19 protein-coding genes are annotated in these 16806 nt (G+C 72.2%); 13 read left to right on the top strand and 6 right to left on the bottom strand.

The window, feature by feature from the left end:
- Position 1 precedes the first annotated feature (1 nt).
- The gene (locus MKK64_RS22825; RefSeq protein WP_243937649.1) at positions 2 to 442 is read right to left on the bottom strand and encodes a MarR family winged helix-turn-helix transcriptional regulator; all 441 of its coding nucleotides are present in this window, start codon (positions 440 to 442) and stop codon (positions 2 to 4) included.
- A gap of 69 nt (positions 443 to 511) precedes the next feature.
- On the opposite strand from MKK64_RS22825, the gene MKK64_RS22820 reads away from it, so the two are divergent.
- The 8 genes from MKK64_RS22820 (at position 512) to MKK64_RS22785 (ending at position 6780) form a co-directional block, all read left to right on the top strand.
- Positions 512 to 1285, top strand: a complete 774-nt coding sequence (locus tag MKK64_RS22820; RefSeq protein ID WP_243937647.1) for a VOC family protein — start codon at positions 512 to 514, stop codon at positions 1283 to 1285.
- Between the two features lie 93 nt (positions 1286 to 1378).
- Positions 1379 to 1861 carry a GNAT family N-acetyltransferase gene (locus MKK64_RS22815; protein ID WP_243937645.1) on the top strand — a complete coding sequence of 161 codons (483 nt, stop codon included), beginning with the start codon at positions 1379 to 1381 and terminating at the stop codon, positions 1859 to 1861.
- Positions 1862 to 1893: 32 nt separating this feature from the next.
- A complete protein-coding gene (locus MKK64_RS22810; RefSeq protein ID WP_147729087.1) occupies positions 1894 to 2541 on the top strand; it encodes an anthranilate synthase component II in 648 nt (215 codons plus the stop codon).
- A gap of 36 nt (positions 2542 to 2577) precedes the next feature.
- Entirely contained in the window at positions 2578 to 3591 is a 1014-nt protein-coding gene (gene trpD / locus MKK64_RS22805) for an anthranilate phosphoribosyltransferase (RefSeq protein ID WP_147729088.1), read from the top strand.
- 9 nt (positions 3592 to 3600) lie between these two features.
- Complete coding sequence (trpC, locus tag MKK64_RS22800) at positions 3601 to 4476, top strand: indole-3-glycerol phosphate synthase TrpC (RefSeq protein ID WP_147729089.1); 876 nt, start codon at positions 3601 to 3603, stop codon at positions 4474 to 4476.
- 2 nt (positions 4477 to 4478) lie between these two features.
- Positions 4479 to 4970: a cyclic pyranopterin monophosphate synthase MoaC gene (gene moaC / locus MKK64_RS22795; RefSeq protein WP_313898934.1), complete on the top strand. Its 492-nt coding sequence runs from the start codon at positions 4479 to 4481 to the stop codon at positions 4968 to 4970.
- Between the two features lie 187 nt (positions 4971 to 5157).
- On the top strand, positions 5158 to 6384 hold the full coding sequence (gene glp / locus MKK64_RS22790) for a gephyrin-like molybdotransferase Glp (protein WP_243937643.1): 1227 nt from the start codon (positions 5158 to 5160) through the stop codon (positions 6382 to 6384).
- A 15-nt stretch (positions 6385 to 6399) separates the two neighbouring features.
- Positions 6400 to 6780 carry a VOC family protein gene (locus tag MKK64_RS22785; protein WP_243937641.1) on the top strand — a complete coding sequence of 127 codons (381 nt, stop codon included), beginning with the start codon at positions 6400 to 6402 and terminating at the stop codon, positions 6778 to 6780.
- 7 nt (positions 6781 to 6787) lie between these two features.
- Here the strand turns inward: MKK64_RS22785 and MKK64_RS22780 are convergent, their stop codons facing one another.
- Complete coding sequence (locus MKK64_RS22780; protein WP_147728475.1) at positions 6788 to 7006, bottom strand: DUF2093 domain-containing protein; 219 nt, start codon at positions 7004 to 7006, stop codon at positions 6788 to 6790.
- A 137-nt stretch (positions 7007 to 7143) separates the two neighbouring features.
- On the opposite strand from MKK64_RS22780, the gene cdd reads away from it, so the two are divergent.
- Genes cdd through deoA form a run of 4 tightly spaced genes read left to right on the top strand, consistent with a single transcriptional unit; the run spans position 7144 to position 10444 of the window.
- On the top strand, positions 7144 to 7560 hold the full coding sequence (cdd, locus tag MKK64_RS22775; protein ID WP_243937633.1) for a cytidine deaminase: 417 nt from the start codon (positions 7144 to 7146) through the stop codon (positions 7558 to 7560).
- Complete coding sequence (locus MKK64_RS22770; RefSeq protein ID WP_243937631.1) at positions 7553 to 8362, top strand: purine-nucleoside phosphorylase; 810 nt, start codon at positions 7553 to 7555, stop codon at positions 8360 to 8362. The genes cdd and MKK64_RS22770 overlap by 8 nt, the downstream gene beginning before the upstream one ends.
- Positions 8363 to 8390: 28 nt before the next feature.
- Positions 8391 to 9137: a deoxyribose-phosphate aldolase gene (gene deoC, locus MKK64_RS22765; RefSeq protein ID WP_243937629.1), complete on the top strand. Its 747-nt coding sequence runs from the start codon at positions 8391 to 8393 to the stop codon at positions 9135 to 9137.
- On the top strand, positions 9134 to 10444 hold the full coding sequence (gene deoA, locus MKK64_RS22760; protein WP_243937628.1) for a thymidine phosphorylase: 1311 nt from the start codon (positions 9134 to 9136) through the stop codon (positions 10442 to 10444). The genes deoC and deoA overlap by 4 nt, the downstream gene beginning before the upstream one ends.
- Positions 10445 to 10481: 37 nt before the next feature.
- Here the strand turns inward: deoA and MKK64_RS22755 are convergent, their stop codons facing one another.
- The 4 genes from MKK64_RS22755 to dnaK all read right to left on the bottom strand — a co-directional run bounded on the left by MKK64_RS22755 (position 10482) and on the right by dnaK (position 15047).
- Positions 10482 to 10802 carry a hypothetical protein gene (locus MKK64_RS22755; protein ID WP_243937626.1) on the bottom strand — a complete coding sequence of 107 codons (321 nt, stop codon included), beginning with the start codon at positions 10800 to 10802 and terminating at the stop codon, positions 10482 to 10484.
- Positions 10803 to 10923: 121 nt separating this feature from the next.
- Positions 10924 to 11553: a class I SAM-dependent methyltransferase gene (locus MKK64_RS22750; RefSeq protein WP_147728271.1), complete on the bottom strand. Its 630-nt coding sequence runs from the start codon at positions 11551 to 11553 to the stop codon at positions 10924 to 10926.
- 203 nt (positions 11554 to 11756) lie between these two features.
- Positions 11757 to 12917, bottom strand: a complete 1161-nt coding sequence (dnaJ, locus tag MKK64_RS22745; RefSeq protein ID WP_243937624.1) for a molecular chaperone DnaJ — start codon at positions 12915 to 12917, stop codon at positions 11757 to 11759.
- Positions 12918 to 13130: 213 nt separating this feature from the next.
- The gene (gene dnaK, locus MKK64_RS22740) at positions 13131 to 15047 is read right to left on the bottom strand and encodes a molecular chaperone DnaK (RefSeq protein WP_147728273.1); all 1917 of its coding nucleotides are present in this window, start codon (positions 15045 to 15047) and stop codon (positions 13131 to 13133) included.
- A gap of 475 nt (positions 15048 to 15522) precedes the next feature.
- Between dnaK and MKK64_RS22735 the strand changes: the two genes are divergently transcribed.
- A complete protein-coding gene (locus tag MKK64_RS22735; protein WP_243937622.1) occupies positions 15523 to 16515 on the top strand; it encodes a hypothetical protein in 993 nt (330 codons plus the stop codon).
- Positions 16516 to 16806: the final 291 nt, after the last annotated feature.

Below are 16806 nucleotides of genomic sequence, written 5' to 3'. Positions count from 1 at the left end.
CTCAGCCGAGCGCGCGCAACGCGGTCCGCAAGGCATCCGCATCGACCCCGCCGAGCGCCGCATCGACGGCCGCGTGCGTCTCGCGCCAGACCGGCACCGCGGCCGCGAGGCTGGCGCGACCGGCCTCCGTCAAGGCCAGGAGGCGGCCGCGCCGGTCCTTCGGATCGACGGCGACCGTCGCGAGGCCGCGCCGCTCCAGAACCTTCACGGCGGCGGTGAGCGTCGTCCGGTCCATCGCGAGCAGGCGGGCCACCGACGCCATCGGCGCCGGCTCGGGCCGGTTGAGGGACATCAGCAGCGAGAACTGCCCGCTCGTCAGCCCGAGCGGCCGCAGCGCGTCGTCGAAGCGGCGACCGAGGGCGCGGGCCGCGCGCTGGGCATGCAGGCATAGGCACGTCTCGCGGACGGCGGCGGTGGTCGCGAAGGGGACGACGGTTGACATCCGTCGAATTACGTTGATATCAACTCAAATCGCAATGCGACAAACGCGCCTGTTCCGGGAGCCGAGGCCGTGGCGGATCACGCGGGCACCTTCGTCTGGTACGAGCTGACGACGCCCGACATCGCGTCGGCCCAAGCCTTCTACGGCGCGGTCGCAGGCTGGAGCATCGTCGATGCGGGGATGCCCGGGGTCGACTACCGCATCGCGCGGGCGGGCGACGTCCGGATCTGCGGGATGATGGCCCCGACCGGATGCGAGCCCCCCGCCGGCGCGCGGCCGGGCTGGCTCGGATACGTCGCGGTCGCCGACGTGGACGCCTCCGCCGCGCGCGTGACGGCGGCCGGCGGGCGCGTGACCTTCGGACCGCGCGACATCCCGGGCGTCGGCCGGTTCTGCATGGCCGCCGACCCGCAGGGCGCCACCTTCGCGCTGTTTCGCGGCGACGGGACGCCGCCGCCGATGCCGCCGCCGGGCACGCCCGGCCCGTTCGGCTGGCACGAGCTGCACGCCCGCGACGGGGAGCCGGCCTTCGCCTTCTATGCCGGCCTGTTCGGCTGGGAAAAGTCCATGGCGGTCGATATGGGGCCGATGGGCACCTATCAGGTCTTCGCCCGCCACGGGGTCGACCTCGGCGGGATGATGACCTCGCCGATGCCGGCAGCCCCGTGCTGGCTGTTCTACATCGCCGTCGAATCGATCGACGCCGCGGCCGAGCGGGTCGCTGCGGCCGGCGGCACCGTCCTGCAGGGCCCGCACGCGGTGCCGGGGGGCGCCTGGATCGTCCAGGCGCGGGATCCGCAGGGCACGCTATTCGCCCTGGTCGGCCCGAGGGTGGCGGCCTGATCCGCGGGCCGACGGCGGCTGAACGGATCGTGCGTCGGTTCGAGTCGAGAGCCATCGCCGACCGATCTCTCGCGATCCGTTCCAGACGTAACGATGTCCTACGACGGTAAGGCCATGAACGTACGCCCTGCCACACCAGCGGATGCGGACGCAGGCAGTCGTGTCCTGCAACGCTCGATCACTGAACTCTGCAAGCGAGATCATGGTGACGACGCGGCCGTCATCGCGGCTTGGACGGCGAACAAGACCCCCGAGCATTGGCACGTATGGCTCGCACGATCGGATACATCGATATTCGTAGCCGAATGCGACGGGAGCATCGTGGGAGTGGGTATGGTCGATGGGACAAGAGTGATCCTGCTCAACTATGTCGCGCCGGAGGCTCGCTACAGCGGAGTGAGCACCGCCCTCCTCCACGCAATGGAAAAGGTAAGCTGCCAACGGGGGATTGTGGTGTGCACGCTCGAAAGTACGAAGACGGCGGGGTCGTTCTACATCGCCCGAGGCTATGTACCCACGGACGGAGGGGGCTCGACGATCTTCGTCAAGCATCTGCCGCCGGGCCCGGCGCCTTGACCGGCGCCGCCGGCCGGGCCAGATCGTCGGTCATGGAACCCGCGCCGACGCCCTCCGTCCTCGTCATCGACAACTACGATTCCTTCACCTGGAACCTCGTCCACCTGATCGGCCCGCTCAGCGGTGCGATCGACGTGGTGCGCAACGACCAGGTGACGGTCGACGAGATTCGCGCGCGCGCCCCCGACGCCCTGGTGCTGTCGCCCGGGCCCTGCACCCCGAACGAGGCCGGCATCTGCCTCGATGCGGTCAGGGAGCTCTCGGGCGAGATCCCGATTTTCGGGGTCTGCCTCGGCCTCCAGGCGATCGGCCAGGCCTTCGGCGGCGACGTGGTGCGGGCGCCCGCGCCGATGCACGGCAAGGTCTCGACCATCCGCCACGGCGCGAAGGGCATCTTCCGCGGGCTCAACGACAGCTTCGACGCGACGCGCTACCATTCGCTGGTGGTCGACCGCGCCGGCTGCCCCGAGGCGCTGACGGTGACCGCTGAGGCCGACGGCCTGATCATGGGCCTGGAGCACGCGCACCTGCCGGTGCACGGCGTGCAGTTCCACCCCGAGAGCATCCTCTCGCATCACGGCACGCGGATCCTGCAGAACTTCCTTGACATCGCGACGGCGTGGAACCGGGCGCGCGGGCGGGACCAGGCACGTGACAAGGCCCGTCCCGGCGTGCATTGACGCGGGATTCCCGCGAACGCGTCGCCCGTCGAGCCGATGGAATCCTTCAAACCCCATCTCGCCAAGGTCGCCGCCGGGTTCTCCCTCGACCGGGCGGAAGCCCGCGCGGCGTTCGACGACCTGCTGTCGGGCGAGGTCACGCCCGTGCAGGCCGGCGCCTTCCTCGTCGGCCTCAAGGTCCGCGGCGAGACGCCGGACGAGATCGTCGGCGCCGTCGAGGCGATGCGCGCGCGCATGGTCCGGGTCGCGGCGCCGGCCGGCAGCGTCGACGTGGTCGGCACCGGCGGCGACCACTCGGGCAGCTACAACGTCTCGACGCTGGCCGCGATCGTCACCGCCGCCTGCGGCGTGCCGGTGGCCAAGCACGGCAACCGCGCCGCGACCTCGCGCTCGGGCGCGGCCGACGTGCTGGCGGCGCTCGGCGTCAGGCTCGGGCTCGACCCGGCGGGCCTGAGCCGGTGCCTGACGCAGGCCGGCCTGTGCTTCATGTTCGCCCAGACCCACCACGGCGCGATGCGGCACGTGGCGGCGGTGCGCTCGGAATTGCCGGTCCGCACCATCTTCAACCTGCTCGGGCCGCTCTCGAACCCGGCCGGCGTCGAATGCCAGCTGCTCGGCGTGTCGCAGGCGGCCTGGGCCGAGCCGCTGACGCAGGTCCTCGCCGAGCTCGGAAGTCGCCGGGTCTGGACCGTGCACGGCTCGGACGGGCTCGACGAGATCACCGTCACCGGCCCGACCCAGGTGGTGGCGCTGGAGGACGGCCGGATCTCGACCTTCGCGGTCGATCCGCGCGACGTCGGCCTGCCGCTGCACGACCTCGAGGCGCTGCGCGGCGGCGATCCCGAGCACAACGCGCGCGCCTTGGCCGACGTCCTGTCGGGCACGCGCAACGCCTACCGGGACATCGCGGTTCTGAATGCGGGCGCCGCGCTCGTGGTCGCAGGCCTGACGCACGCCCTCGCCGACGGCGTCGCGCGGGCGCAGGATGCGATCGATTCGGGGGCGGCCCGCGCGACGCTGGCCCGCCTCGTCGCGGTCTCGAACGGATAGGGTATACCGATGGCCACCGACGCCCTCGCCGAACCGCCGCCTCCGACCGAGCCGCCGGCGACCGATCGCTCGAGCGTGCTCGCCCGCATCGAGGCCTACAAGCGCCGCGAGATCGCCGAGGCGAAGCTGCGGGTGCCGCTCGCCAAGCTGGAGACGCGCGCCGCCAAGGCCTCGCCGCCGCGGGGCTTCGCCGACGCGATCCGGGCGCACGTGGCGGAAGGGCGCCCGGCGCTGATCGCCGAGGTGAAGAAGGCCTCGCCGTCCAAGGGCCTGATCCGGGCGGATTTCGACCCGGCCGCGCTGGCCGCCGCCTACGAGAAGGGGGGCGCCACCTGCCTCTCGGTGCTCACCGACGAGCCCTCGTTCCAGGGCCGGCCCGAATACCTCACCCAGGCGCGCGAGGCCTGCCGGCTTCCGGTGCTGCGCAAGGACTTCCTGTTCGAGCCCTACCAGGTCTACGAGGCGCGGGCCTGGGGCGCCGACTGCATCCTGGCGATCATGGCCTGCCTCGACGACGACGAGGCGGAAGCCCTGGTCGAGACGGCGCACGAGCTCGGCATGGACGTGCTGGTCGAGGTGCACGACGCCGCCGAGCTCGCCCGCGCGATCCCGCTCGGCACCGCGCTGATCGGCGTCAACAACCGCAACCTGAAGACCTTCGAGGTCTCGTTCGAGACCGCGATCACGCTCGGCGCCGAGATCCCGCCCGACCGCATCGCGGTGGCCGAGAGCGGCATCGGCGGCCATGCCGACGTCGCCCGGCTCGGCCGCCACGGCCTCAACGTCGTCCTCGTCGGCGAGAGCCTGATGCGCCAGGACGACGTGACGGCGGCGACGCACGACCTGCTGTTCGGGCCCAAGGCCGCGAAGAAGGCGAAGGGCTGATCGTGGACGAACCCCGCCTCACGCACCTCGACGCCACCGGCGCGGCCAACATGGTCGACGTCGGCGACAAGCCCGCGACCACCCGCACCGCCCGCGCCGAGGGGCGGGTGGTGATGCTGTCCGCCACCCTGGCGCTGATCCGCGAGGGCGATGCCAAGAAGGGCGACGTGGTCGGCACCGCCCGCCTCGCCGGGATCATGGCGGCCAAGCGCACCCACGAGTTGATCCCGCTCTGCCATCCGCTCCTGCTCACCAAGGTCCGGGTCGATTGCGAGATCGACGACGCGCTGCCGGGCCTGCGCCTCACGGCGGAGGTCCGCGTGCAGGGCCCGACCGGCGTCGAGATGGAGGCGCTGACCGCCGTCTCGGTCGCCTGCCTCACGGTCTACGACATGGTGAAGGCCGCCGACCGCGGCATGCGGATCGAGGGCATCCGCCTGCTCGCCAAGGACGGCGGCCGCTCCGGCGCGTACCGCGCGGAGGACGCGGCGTGATGGCCCCCGGCGCTCATCCCTCCCCCCTGTGCGGGGGCGGGTGGCCCACGAAGCGGGTCGGGAGAGGGGAACGCCGCATCCGGAGAGGTCGCACCCCTCTCCCGACCTTCGGTGCCGCGAGGCCCACCCTCCCCCGCGGAGGGGGGAGGGAGAAAACCGGAGCGCGTCCGGGACCGGGGGCGCTCGCGTGAGCGGCCTGATCCCCGTCGCCGAAGCGCTCGCGCGCATCCTCGCGAGCGTTCCCGGGCCGGTCGCGGCCGAAGAGGTCGCGATCGCGGAGGCCGCCGGGCGCACGCTGGCGGCCGCGGTCGTCGCCACCCGCACGCAACCGCCCTTCCCGGCTTCCGCCATGGATGGCTACGCCGTGCGCGCCGCCGACGCGACGGCCGGGGCCGCGTTGCGCCTCGTCGGCACCAGCGCCGCCGGCCACGGCTTCTCGGGCACGATCGGCCCCGGCGAGACCGTGCGGATCTTCACCGGCGCGCCCGTCCCCGAGGGCGCCGACGGGATCCTGATCCAGGAGAATGCCGAGGCCGACGGCGAGACGATCCGCGCCCTCGAAGCGGTGACCGCCCAAAAATTCGTCCGCCGGGCCGGCCTCGACTTCTCCGAGGGCGACGGGCTGCTGGCGGCCGGTGACACCCTCGATGCGCGCCGCTTGGCGCTGGTCGCCGCCGCCGGCCGCGGACGGGTCTCGGTGCGCCGCAAGCCCCGCGTCGCGATCCTCGCCACCGGCGACGAGCTGGTGCAGCCGGGCGAGGTCCCGGCCTGGGACCAGATCGTCGCCTCGAACGCCCTGGCGCTCGCCGCCTTGGTGAACGGCGCCGGCGGCGCGGCGATCGACCTCGGCATCGCCGGCGACACGCTTCCGGCATTGGAGGCGGCCTTCGCGCGGGCACGCGCGGCCGAGGCCGACCTTCTCGTGACGCTGGGCGGCGCCTCGGTCGGCGACCACGACCTTGTCCAGACCGCGCTCGCGGCGGAGGGGCTCGAGCTCGGGTTCTGGCGCGTGGCGCTCCGCCCCGGCAAGCCGCTGATGCACGGGCATCTCGGGGACATGCTGGTGATCGGGCTGCCGGGAAACCCGGTCTCGTCGATCGTGTGCGGGCTGCTCTTCGTCGTGCCGGCCGTGCGCGCGCTGCTCGGCGATCCGCGTGCCGGCGCCGACCGCAGCGAGCCGGCCACCCTCGGCCGCGACCTCGACGCCAACGACGGGCGCCAGGACTACATGCGCGCCGTGCTCGACACCGCACCGGACCGGCTGCCGGTGGCGCATCCGGAATCGCGCCAGGATTCGTCGATGCTGGCGGTGCTCGGCCGGGCCGAGGCGCTGCTGATCCGCGCGCCGCACGCGCCGGCCGCGCGGGCGGGCGACCCGTGCCGGATCATCCGGCTCGACCGGACCCTCCTCTGAGCCCGCGAGGACCCGATGGACTTCCACATCGACCACGTCCACCTGCGCAGCCCCGACGCGGCGGCCGCGGCCGCCTTCTACGTCGACAAGCTCGCCGCGCGGGAGGTCCGCTGCGAGGGCACGCCGACGAGCCGGATCGTGCTCGACCTCGGCGGCCTCACGGTCTTCATTGAGCAGGCGCCGGCCGACCTGCCGCCGCCGGCGCGGGCGCCGCATCTCGGCATCGAGCATATCGGGCTCGGCGTCGCCGACATCGACGCGACGCTCGCCGACCTGCGGGCGCGCGGCGTCACGGTGCTGGTCGAGATCAAGGCGATGCGGCCGGGGCTGCGGATCGCCTTCATCGACGGGCCGGACGGCGTGCGCATCGAGCTGCTGGAACGCCGCGACGCCTGATCGCGGCTTACGGCCGGCCGGTCTGCCGCAGCCGTTCCATCACCGCCTCGGGCGTGGCGTAGGCTTCCTGGCGCACGGCGCTCCAGTAGCGCAGGTCGTCGAGCAGGATCGGCACGCCGGTGGTGGCGCAGCGCACGAAGGCGCCGGGCTTGACCACCCGCATCGTGCCGTCGCCATAGGCGACGACCGCCTCGCCCCCCGCTCCGCGCTCGTAACGGCCCAGCATCGTCGTCCCCGGATGATGACAATCGTTCCCAGCGTTCTAGAACGCGCGCTCGGCGAGCGAAAGCCGGCGGCGCGCACGCCCCTGCCGCCTCGCCCGCCCTCTCGACAGCCCGGCACGGCCGGTGCCAATGATCGCGGATGCCGGGCTCCCCCCCTCTCGACCTCGCCGCCCTGTTCGACGCCGCCGCCGCGGCCCGCGCCCGGGCGCACGCGCCGTACTCGCGCTTCGCGGTCGGCGCGGCGCTCCGCGACGAGCACGGCGCGATCCATGCCGGCTGCAACGTCGAGAACGCGGCCTACCCGGTCGGCACCTGCGCCGAGGCCGGGGCGATCGCCGCGATGATCCTGGCCGGCGGCCGGCGCATCCGCGAGATCCTGGTGCTCGGCGACGGCAGCGGCCTCGTCACGCCCTGCGGCGCCTGCCGCCAGCGCATCCGCGAGTTCGCCGCCCCCGAGACCCCGATCCACGCCGCAGGGCCCGGCGGGGTCGCGGAGAGCTTCACGCTCGAGGCGCTGCTGCCGGCCTCCTTCGGACCGGAGACGCTCGGTGGCTGATGCGGTCGAGACCCTGCGCGCGGCGGGCTTTGCCGGGCCCTACGCCTGCGCCGTCGTCGCCGGCACCGGGCTCGGCGGGCTCGCGGACGCGCTCGCGGACGCGGTCTCGCTGCCCTATGCCGACATCCCCGGCTTTCCGGGCGCCGGCGTCAGCGGCCATCGCGGGCGGCTGCATCGCGGCATGATCGCCGGGCGCCCGGTGCTGGTGCTCGAGGGCCGGGCCCACGCCTACGAGCACGGCGACGCGGCCGCGATGCGCATCCCGATCGCCGCGGCGCAGGCGCTCGGCGCCGCCTGCCTGCTGCTCACCAACGCCTCCGGCTCGCTGATGCCGGAGGCCGGTCCCGGCAGCCTCGTGCGGCTGTCCGACCACCTCAACCTGTCGGGGATGAACCCGCTGATCGGCGAGCCGAGCGACGCCCGCTTCGTACCGATGGTGCGGGCCTACGACCCCGCCCTCAATGCCCGGCTCGACGCCGCGGCGGCGGCCTGCGGCATCCCCCTTCCCGCGGGCGTCTACGCCTGGTTCTCCGGGCCGTCCTTCGAGACCCCGGCCGAGGTGCGGATGGCCGGCCGGCTCGGCGCCGACCTCGTCGGCATGTCGACGGTGCCGGAGGTGATCCTCGCCCGCTTCCTCGGCCTGCCCGTCGCCGCCGTGTCGGTGGTGACGAACCGCGCCGCCGGCATCGGCGACGGCGACCCGCACCATGCCGAGACCAAGCAGGCCGCGACCGCCGCCGCCGCCGACCTGATCCGCCTGATCCGAAGCTTCGTCGCCGGCCTGCCCGCTGGCGATCCATGAGCCTCGGCCCCTTCGAGAGTCCGCCCGCATGACCGATCCGACCTTCGACCCGGCCCTGGTCGCGCGCCGCGCCCTCGCGCTCCTCGACCTGACGGATCTCGGCGACACCTGCACGGCCACGCAGATCGACGGGCTCTGCCGGGATGCCCGCGCGGGCGGCGTCGCCGCCATCTGCGTCTGGCCGCAATTCGTGCATCAGGCGGCGCGCGTGCTGGCTGGCGGCCCGGTGCGGATCGCCACGGTGATCAACTTTCCCGCGGGCGGCGAGGACGTGGACCGCGCGGTCGACGATACGGCGGAGGCGTTGCGGGACGGCGCGCACGAGATCGACCTCGTCCTGCCCTACGGGGCGCTGCTGCGCGGCGATGCGGAGACCGCCCGCCTAATGGTCGAGGCGGTGCGCGAGGCCTGCCCGAAATCCGGCCTGAAGGTGATCCTCGAGACCGGGGAACTGCGCACCGCGGACGCGATCGCCGCGGCGAGCCGGCTGTCGCTCGCGGCCGGCGCCGACTTCATCAAGACCTCGACCGGCAAGAGCCCGGTCTCGGCGACGCCCGAGGCGGCCGAGACCATGCTGCGCGCGATCCGCGAGGCCGGGCGCGGCGGCCTCAAGGTTTCGGGCGGCCTGAGGACGCTCGCCGACGCCGCCGCCTACCTCGCGTTCGCCGACAAGATCATGGGGCCGGATTGGGCGAGCCCCGCCACGGTCCGGCTCGGCGCCAGCAGCCTGTTCGGCGTGCTGATGGCCGCCGCGACCCCGGAGGGGACGTCATGAGGCTCCCGCAGGAGACCATCCGGGACAAGCGCGACGGGAAGGCGCTCGACGCCGACGAGATCGCCGGCTTCGTCGCCGGCCTGACCGACGGGCGCGTCGGCGAGGGCCAGGCGGCGGCCTTTGCCATGGCGGTGTTCCTGCGCGGGATGTCGGTGGCCGAACGGGTGGCGCTGACGCGGGCGATGACGCGGTCCGGCCACGTGCTCGCCTGGGACCTCCCCGGCCCCGTCCTCGACAAGCACTCCACCGGCGGGATCGGCGACGCGGTCAGCCTCGTGCTCGCGCCGATGGTCGCGGCCTGCGGCGGCTACGTGCCGATGATCTCGGGCCGCGGCCTCGGCCATACCGGCGGCACCCTCGACAAGCTCGCCAGCATTCCCGGCTACGACGCGACGCCCGATCTCACCCGGTTCCGCCGGGTCGTCTCGGAGGTCGGCTGCGCCATCATCGGCCAGACCGCGGACCTCGCGCCGGCCGACCGGAAGCTCTACGCGATCCGCGACGTGACCGGCACGGTGGAATCGCTCGATCTCATCACCGCCTCGATCCTCGCCAAGAAGCTCGCGGCCGGGCTCGACGGCCTCGTGATGGACGTGAAGGTCGGCTCCGGCGCCTTCATGGCTAGGATCGACGAAGCGCGGGCGCTCGCCGACAGCATCGTCGCGGTGGCGAACGGCGCCGGCCTGCGCACCGTCGCGCTGATCACCGGCATGGACGCGCCGCTGGCGCATGCCGCCGGCAACGGGCTGGAGATCGCCTACGCGGTCGACTACCTCACCGGGCACCGCGAGCCGCGCTTCCACGCGGTGACGCTGGCGCTGGCGGCCGAGATGCTGGTGGCCGGCGGGCTCGCACCCGACACGCGCGACGCCGCGGTGCGGCTGGAGGCGAGCCTGTCCTCGGGGCGGGCGGCAGAGCGCTTCTCGCGCATGGTCTCGGCGCTCGGCGGCCCGGCCGATCTGATCGAGAAGCCGGCAAAGCACCTCCCGGCCGCGCCGGAGATCCGCGAGGTGCGCGCGGTCGGCACGGTGGAACGGGTCGCGACCCGCGCGATCGGGCTCGCGGTGATCGGCCTCGGCGGCGGCCGGACCCGGCCGGAGGACGGGATCGACGGGCGCGTGGGATTCACGCAGCTCGCCCGGCCGGGCGATGCGAGCGGACGGCTCGGGATCGTGCACGCGGCCGACGCGGCGGCGGCCGATCGGGCCGAGGCCGCGTTGCGGGCAGCCTACAGCCTCCGGGCGACGCCGGCCGAGGGGCCGCCCGAGGGACCGGTTGTGCTCGAGCGGATCGCCCCGGCGACATGAAAGGGGCCGGTGGTTCTCACCACCGGCCCGGTCTCGCCTACCAGCCGCCGCGGCCGTATCCGTAGCCCCGGCCGTAGCCGTAGCCGCGATGATGGTGATGATGGCCGAAGCGCGGGCCGCCCCAGCCGAAGTGGCGGGGGCGCGGCGGGCCGTAGCCGAAGTGGCGCGGGCCGTGGCCGAAATGACGGGGGCCGTGACCGTAGCCGTAACCATACTGCGCCTGGACCACGTCGGCGGGGGCCCCGGCAAGCGGAGCGGGTGCGAACGGTGCGGCCTGGGCCGGCGCCGCGACGGCGAGGCCGCCGGCGAGCGCGAGGGCCGCGAGGGCGAGGCGGGTTCGGGTCGGCGTCGTGGACATCGGCGGTTCTCCTTCTCGGGCGACCGGCTGCTCGCGCACCGGCCTTGAGAGGAGAAGTAGCAACCAGCACCTGAATGCGACCTGAGGCCTACGCTCAGCTCGCATTGGGGCACCCCGCCGATCAGGGCCGGCGGTAGACCCAGACCCGGGCCGGCGGCAGGTTGAGCCAGACCCGGTTCGAGCCGCTGGCGGTGTAGCTGCCCAGCGCGCAGCGCGCCGGGATCGGCGGCACGACGGCGTAGGTGAACTGCACGAACGGCGCGCCGGGATGCATCAGGTCGTGGGCGGTGTTGAGCAGGTCGAGGCGCTGCTCGAGCGGCTTGGTGAACAGCGGCAGGCTCGAGACCGTCGCGGCCGCCGGCCCGGTCAGCACCGCGCCGACGCTGCCGCGAATGTCGTAGGCATCGCCGCGCACCACGGTGACGCCGGGGAACCGGCGCTTCAGCAGGGTGCAGAAATCGGGGTTGAACTCGATAAGCACCAGCCGCTCGGGCGCGACGCCCCGGCGGATCAGCGCCTCGGTGACGGGGCCGGTGCCGGGTCCGATCTCGATCACCTGGCCGGAGACGGCCGGATCGACGTAGGCCGCCATGGTCCGGGCCAGCATCTTGCCGGACGGGGTGACCGAGCCGGTGACGAGGGGGCGCTCGAGCCAGGACTTGAGGAACCGCGCCTCGTCCTCCAGCGGATCGCGCCGCACCTTCGCGTTCACGGACGAGGCTTTCGCACTGGAACGACGTAGCGGCGGCAAGTCCGATGTTCCTTCAGGTCCGATCGCGACGTCGCGATCCCGGCGGTCAGCGCAGCGGTCGGCACATGTCTTACAGGCAAGGTTGCGCTCGTGCCTAGCGCATTGCGATCACACCAGCCTCGGCGATCGAAGCGACCTCGGCCGAAGGCTCAACCGGGGCCGGCCGGTTTTGATCCGCCCGGCCCCGCATCTTGCGTTTCCCGCTACTGGCGGGCGGTGCCGCCGAAGCCGCCGAGGAAATCGCGCACCTTCGAGAAGAAGCCGGCGGCCTCCGGATGATTGTCGTCGGAGGCGGTCTGGCCGAACTCCTGGAGCAGCTCGCGCTGGCGCTTGGTCAGGTTCTGCGGCGTCTCGACGAAGACCTGGATGTAGAGGTCGCCGACCTCGCGGGTGCGCAGGACCGGCATGCCCTTGCCCTTGATGCGGAATTGCTTGGCGGTCTGGGTCCCGGCCGGGATCCGCACCTGGGTCTGCGAGCCGTCGATCACCGGCACGGTGATCTCGCCGGCCAGAGCCGCCGTCACCATCGAGATCGGGACCCGGCAGAACAGGTCGGCACCGTCGCGCTGGAAGAAGGCGTGCTGCTTGATCGAGAGGAATACGTAGAGGTCGCCGGCCGGCCCGCCGCGCAGGCCGCTCTCGCCCTCGCCGGCGAGCCGGATGCGCAGGCCGTCGTCGACGCCCGCCGGCACGTTGATCGCCAGCGTGCGCTCGCGGTTGACCCGGCCGGCGCCGGCGCAGGCCGTGCAGGGGTCGTCGACGATCTCGCCGCGGCCGTGGCAGTTCGGGCAGGTGCGCTCGATCGCGAAGAACCCCTGCGCCGCCCGCACCCGGCCGTAGCCGGCGCAGGTCTGGCAGGTGCGCGGCTTGGAGCCGGGCTTCGCCCCCGATCCGGCGCAGGTCTCGCAGGTGATCGAGGTCGGGATCTTGATGGTCTCGGCCTTCCCCGTGAAGGCCTCCTCGAGCGAGATCTCCAGGCTGAAGCGCAGGTCGGCCCCGCGCTCGCGTCCCGGTGCGCCGCCGCGCCCGCGGGCCTGCTGCTGGCCGCTGCGGCCGTCGCCGAAGAAGTTGTCGAAGATGTCCGACATGAAGTCGCCGAACTCGTTGCCGAATCCGGGCCCGCCCTGGCCGCCGCCCTGCGTGAAGGCGTCGTGGCCGAAGCGGTCGTAGGCGGCGCGCTTCTGCCCGTCGGACAGGCACTGATACGCCTCGTTGATTTCCTTGAACTTGATCTCGGCGTCCTTGTTGCCGGGATTCTTGTCCGGGTGGTAGGTCATGGCGAGCTTGCGGAAGGCGACCTTCATCTCGCCGTCCGACGCGGTCTTGGCGACGCCCAGGATCTCGTAATAGTCCCGCTTCGACATGCCTTGCCTCGATAGTCCCTAACGATCCGTCCGCCTGCCCCAGGCAGTCGGCGATGTCGCTGTTTCCGCGTCTTGAAGGGTCGTGTCGCGCCCGGGCGGCCGCCCGCTCCGCGCGGGCGCCGGAGCGGCCCCCGGAATGACGGCCCGAAGCCGAACCCGCAAGCGAAAACGGGACCGGATCGCTCCGGCCCCGCTTCAGGCTGCGCGCGGAGCTTACGCCCGCTTCTTCTGGTCCTTCTCGTCGACCTCCGAGAAGTCGGCGTCGATGACGTCGTCCTTCTTGGCTTCCTGGCCGGCGGCGGCGTCCGGACCGCCCTCGGGGGTCTGGCTCGCAGCGTACATCGCCTCGCCGAGCTTCATCGAGGCCTGCATCAGGTCGGTGGTGCGGGCCTTGATCGTCTCGACGTCCTCGCCCTCGAGCGCGGTCTTGAGCGCGGTCATCGCCGTCTCGATGCCGCCCTTGTCGGCCTCCGAGACCTTGTCGCCGTACTCCTTGACCGACTTCTCGGTCGCGTGGATCAGGCTTTCGCCCTGGTTCTTCACCTCGACGAGCTCGCGGCGGCGCTTGTCGGCCTCCGCGTTCGCTTCGGCGTCCTTGACCATCTTCTCGATGTCCGCGTCCGAGAGGCCGCCCGAGGCCTGGATGCGGATCTGGTGCTCCTTGTTCGTCGCCTTGTCCTTGGCCGTCACGTTGACGATGCCATTGGCGTCGATGTCGAAGGTCACCTCGATCTGCGGCATGCCGCGCGGGGCCGGCGGAATGCCCATCAGGTCGAACTGGCCGAGCAGCTTGTTGTCGGCCGCCATCTCGCGCTCGCCCTGGAAGACCCGGATGGTGACCGCGTTCTGGTTGTCCTCGGCCGTCGAGAAGGTCTGGCTCTTCTTGGTCGGGATCGTGGTGTTGCGATCGATGAGCCGGGTGAACACGCCGCCCAGCGTCTCGATGCCGAGCGAGAGCGGGGTCACGTCGAGCAGCAGCACGTCCTTGACGTCGCCCTGGAGCACGCCGGCCTGGACCGCGGCGCCGATGGCCACGACCTCGTCCGGGTTGACGCCCTTGTGCGGCTCCTTGCCGAAGAACGACTTCACGACCTCCTGGATCTTCGGCATGCGGATCATGCCGCCGACGAGCACGACCTCGTCGATCTCGGAGGCCGAGACGCCGGCATCCTTGAGCGCCTTGCGGCACGGCTCGATCGTGCGCTGGACCAGATCATCGACCAGCGACTCGAACTTGGCGCGGCTGAGCTTGAGCGCGAGGTGCTTCGGACCGGTGGCGTCGGCGGTGATGTAGGGCAGGTTGATCTCGGTCTGGGTCGCCGAGGACAGCTCGATCTTGGCCTTCTCGGCGGCCTCCTTGAGGCGCTGGAGGGCGAGCTTGTCCTTGGTCAGGTCGATGCCCTGCTCCTTCTTGAACTCGGCGGTCAGGTACTCGACCACGCGGTTGTCGAAGTCCTCGCCGCCGAGGAAGGTGTCGCCGTTGGTCGACTTCACCTCGAACACGCCGTCGCCGATCTCGAGGATCGACACGTCGAAGGTGCCGCCGCCGAGGTCGTAGACCGCGATGGTGCCGGCCTTCTTCTTGTCGAGGCCGTAGGCGAGCGCGGCCGCCGTCGGCTCGTTGATGATGCGTAGCACCTCGAGGCCGGCGATCCGCCCGGCGTCCTTGGTCGCCTGGCGCTGGGCGTCGTTGAAGTAGGCCGGCACCGTGATGACGGCCTGCGTCACCGGCTGGCCGAGATGCGACTCGGCGGTCTCCTTCATCTTCTGAAGGGTGAAGGCCGAGATCTGGGACGGCGAGTACTTCTTGCCGTCGGCCTCGACCCAGGCGTCGCCGTTGTCGCCGCGGACGATCTTGTAGGGCACGAGGCCCTTGTCCTTCTGCGTCATCGGATCGTCGTAGGTGCGGCCGACGAGGCGCTTGATGGCGAAGAAGGTGCGCTCGGGATTGGTGACGGCCTGGCGCTTGGCCGGCTGGCCGACGAGGCGCTCGCCGTCGTCGGTGAAGGCGACGATGGACGGCGTGGTGCGGGCGCCTTCCGCGTTCTCGATGACCTTGGGCTGCGAGCCCTCCATCACGGCGACGCACGAATTGGTGGTGCCGAGGTCGATGCCGATGACTTTACCCATGGTGGGATCCCTTTTGTTGGTTGCGATCAAGCAGACCGCCGAGCCCCGAAGCAGCTCGGCCCATGGCGGTGTGGTGTGAGAAGATGTGGAGACGGAACCGGGGCCGGAACAAGGGCCGCGAACGGCTCCAATCCCATGCTTAATCCCGCGTCTCGCCGGATATAAGAAGGGCGATGCGGGCTCGCAAGGCGAAGCCGGGCCCCGAGATGCGCGATCCGTGCAAGTCCTTGCGCCGGCTCGGCGAATGCGGCCGGACGGTCGGTTTCTCCGCGGGCTCGCCCCTGCATTGCATCCCGGCGGCTCGAATTCGACCTGTAGGCCCGCAAAGCGCACGTCGTGTCGGCCTGCATTTTGTTGCCCCTCGGCCACGCCCGCGCCATCGAAGGCGTGTTAACGCTTCGTGAAGAGCGTCCGGCAGGGTGCGAGGCCGGCATCGCGCGGGCCACCTGCCGCCGTCCCCGGCCCGAAAGACCCGATGCGTCCGACCCGCAGACCCGTCCTCCCGTTGCTCGCGGCTCCCTGCCTCGCCCTCGCGGCCCTGATGCCCGGCGAAGCCTCGGCCCAGAACTTCTTCGAGGAGCTGTTCGGGATCGGCCGCGCAGCCAAGCCTCCGGTTCCGCCGCGCGGCGTCCCGACCGCCCCGCCGTCGGGACCCATCCCCGGCACGCCGCTTCCCGACGATCCGTCGGCACCGTTGCCCGACGCGCCGCGCCCTGCGGCGCCCGCCCGGCCGGTGGTGTTGAAGGCGCCCTCGGAAGACGGCGTCGTCGGGCAGGAGCTGATGCTCAACGGCTTGACCGGAAGCCTCAAGCTCGAGCGCTCGGGATCCGGGATGGCGGCCAGGATCACGCTGCCCGGCACCAAGGTCTCGCAGCCGACCGAATCCTGCAAGGTGCCGCTCGGCGGCGGAGGGCCCGTGTCGCTGACCTCCGAGGGCAAGCCCGAGGGCGTGCCGCGCTACGAGGCGGCCGCCGCCGAATGCCCGCTGCGCTTCGACGTGACGGAAGGGGGCGTGCTGGTATCGAGCCTCGGCCCGACCCCGCTATGCACGTTCTCGGCGCAGGATTGCGCCACCGCCCCGGTCGGCCTGTGGGGGCCGGCCGCCGCCGGCCTGATCCCCCGCTCGGCCGAGTTCGACTCGGCCCGCGGGGTCGCCGACAAGGCGGTGCGCGAGAACTACAAGCTGATGACGCAGCGCGCCCGACGCGAGGACGTTCGGCCGATCGTCACGGAGCAGGCCGCCTTCTCCTCGGACCGCGAGCAGCTCTGCCGGACCTACGCCCGGGAGGGCGCCCACGGCTTCTGCCATCTCCGGGTGACCGAGAACCGCGCCCTCGCGCTGGCCACCCGCCTCGGCGTCACCGTCACCACGACGGCCACGCCCGCAGCGACGCCCCGTCCCCGTCGCAAGCCGCCGGTGGAAGGCATGAATCCCGACAGCGGAACGCCGGCTCCGCAGGCCGAGTAGACGCGCGACGTCCCTGTGCCGTCATCTTGCCGTGCCCCCTCCCCTGCCGGGGACGCGCAACGGCGGTCGTCAGGTGGAATGTCGGACGCAGGGCTTTGGCAGAGCCGCAGGCGACCGTTATCGCCTCGGCGTCGACTGCTGTCCCTAAACGCAAACAGCCGGCCTGCGTGGTGCGCGGGCCGGCTGTTTGCGGTTTTGTGAGGTGTATGTGGTGTGTTTGGTTGCGGGGACAGGATTTGAACCTGTGACCTTCAGGTTATGAGCCTGACGAGCTACCGGGCTGCTCCACCC

The sequence above is a fragment of the Methylobacterium sp. E-025 genome (genome assembly GCF_022829705.1).
In the GTDB taxonomy this organism is placed as follows: domain Bacteria; phylum Pseudomonadota; class Alphaproteobacteria; order Rhizobiales; family Beijerinckiaceae; genus Methylobacterium.
The sequence above is the reverse complement of the archived record's forward strand: the minus strand, read 5'-3'. Positions and strand labels throughout refer to the sequence as shown.

Excerpts from the sequence above, each read along its gene's own strand:
- deoA (WP_243937628.1), top strand. The coding sequence starts at position 9,134 with ATGAGGCTCCCGCAGGAGACCATCCGGGACAAGCGCGACGGGAAGGCG.
- dnaJ (WP_243937624.1), bottom strand. The coding sequence starts at position 12,917 with ATGTCGAAGCGGGACTATTACGAGATCCTGGGCGTCGCCAAGACCGCG.
- MKK64_RS22810 (WP_147729087.1), top strand. The coding sequence starts at position 1,894 with ATGGAACCCGCGCCGACGCCCTCCGTCCTCGTCATCGACAACTACGAT.
- MKK64_RS22785 (WP_243937641.1), top strand. The coding sequence starts at position 6,400 with ATGGACTTCCACATCGACCACGTCCACCTGCGCAGCCCCGACGCGGCG.
- MKK64_RS22825 (WP_243937649.1), bottom strand. The coding sequence starts at position 442 with ATGTCAACCGTCGTCCCCTTCGCGACCACCGCCGCCGTCCGCGAGACG.
- MKK64_RS22755 (WP_243937626.1), bottom strand. The coding sequence starts at position 10,802 with ATGTCCACGACGCCGACCCGAACCCGCCTCGCCCTCGCGGCCCTCGCG.
- MKK64_RS22815 (WP_243937645.1), top strand. The coding sequence starts at position 1,379 with ATGTCCTACGACGGTAAGGCCATGAACGTACGCCCTGCCACACCAGCG.
- deoC (WP_243937629.1), top strand. The coding sequence starts at position 8,391 with ATGACCGATCCGACCTTCGACCCGGCCCTGGTCGCGCGCCGCGCCCTC.
- dnaK (WP_147728273.1), bottom strand. The coding sequence starts at position 15,047 with ATGGGTAAAGTCATCGGCATCGACCTCGGCACCACCAATTCGTGCGTC.
- MKK64_RS22780 (WP_147728475.1), bottom strand. The coding sequence starts at position 7,006 with ATGCTGGGCCGTTACGAGCGCGGAGCGGGGGGCGAGGCGGTCGTCGCC.
- trpD (WP_147729088.1), top strand. The coding sequence starts at position 2,578 with ATGGAATCCTTCAAACCCCATCTCGCCAAGGTCGCCGCCGGGTTCTCC.
- trpC (WP_147729089.1), top strand. The coding sequence starts at position 3,601 with ATGGCCACCGACGCCCTCGCCGAACCGCCGCCTCCGACCGAGCCGCCG.
- MKK64_RS22735 (WP_243937622.1), top strand. The coding sequence starts at position 15,523 with ATGCGTCCGACCCGCAGACCCGTCCTCCCGTTGCTCGCGGCTCCCTGC.
- cdd (WP_243937633.1), top strand. The coding sequence starts at position 7,144 with ATGCCGGGCTCCCCCCCTCTCGACCTCGCCGCCCTGTTCGACGCCGCC.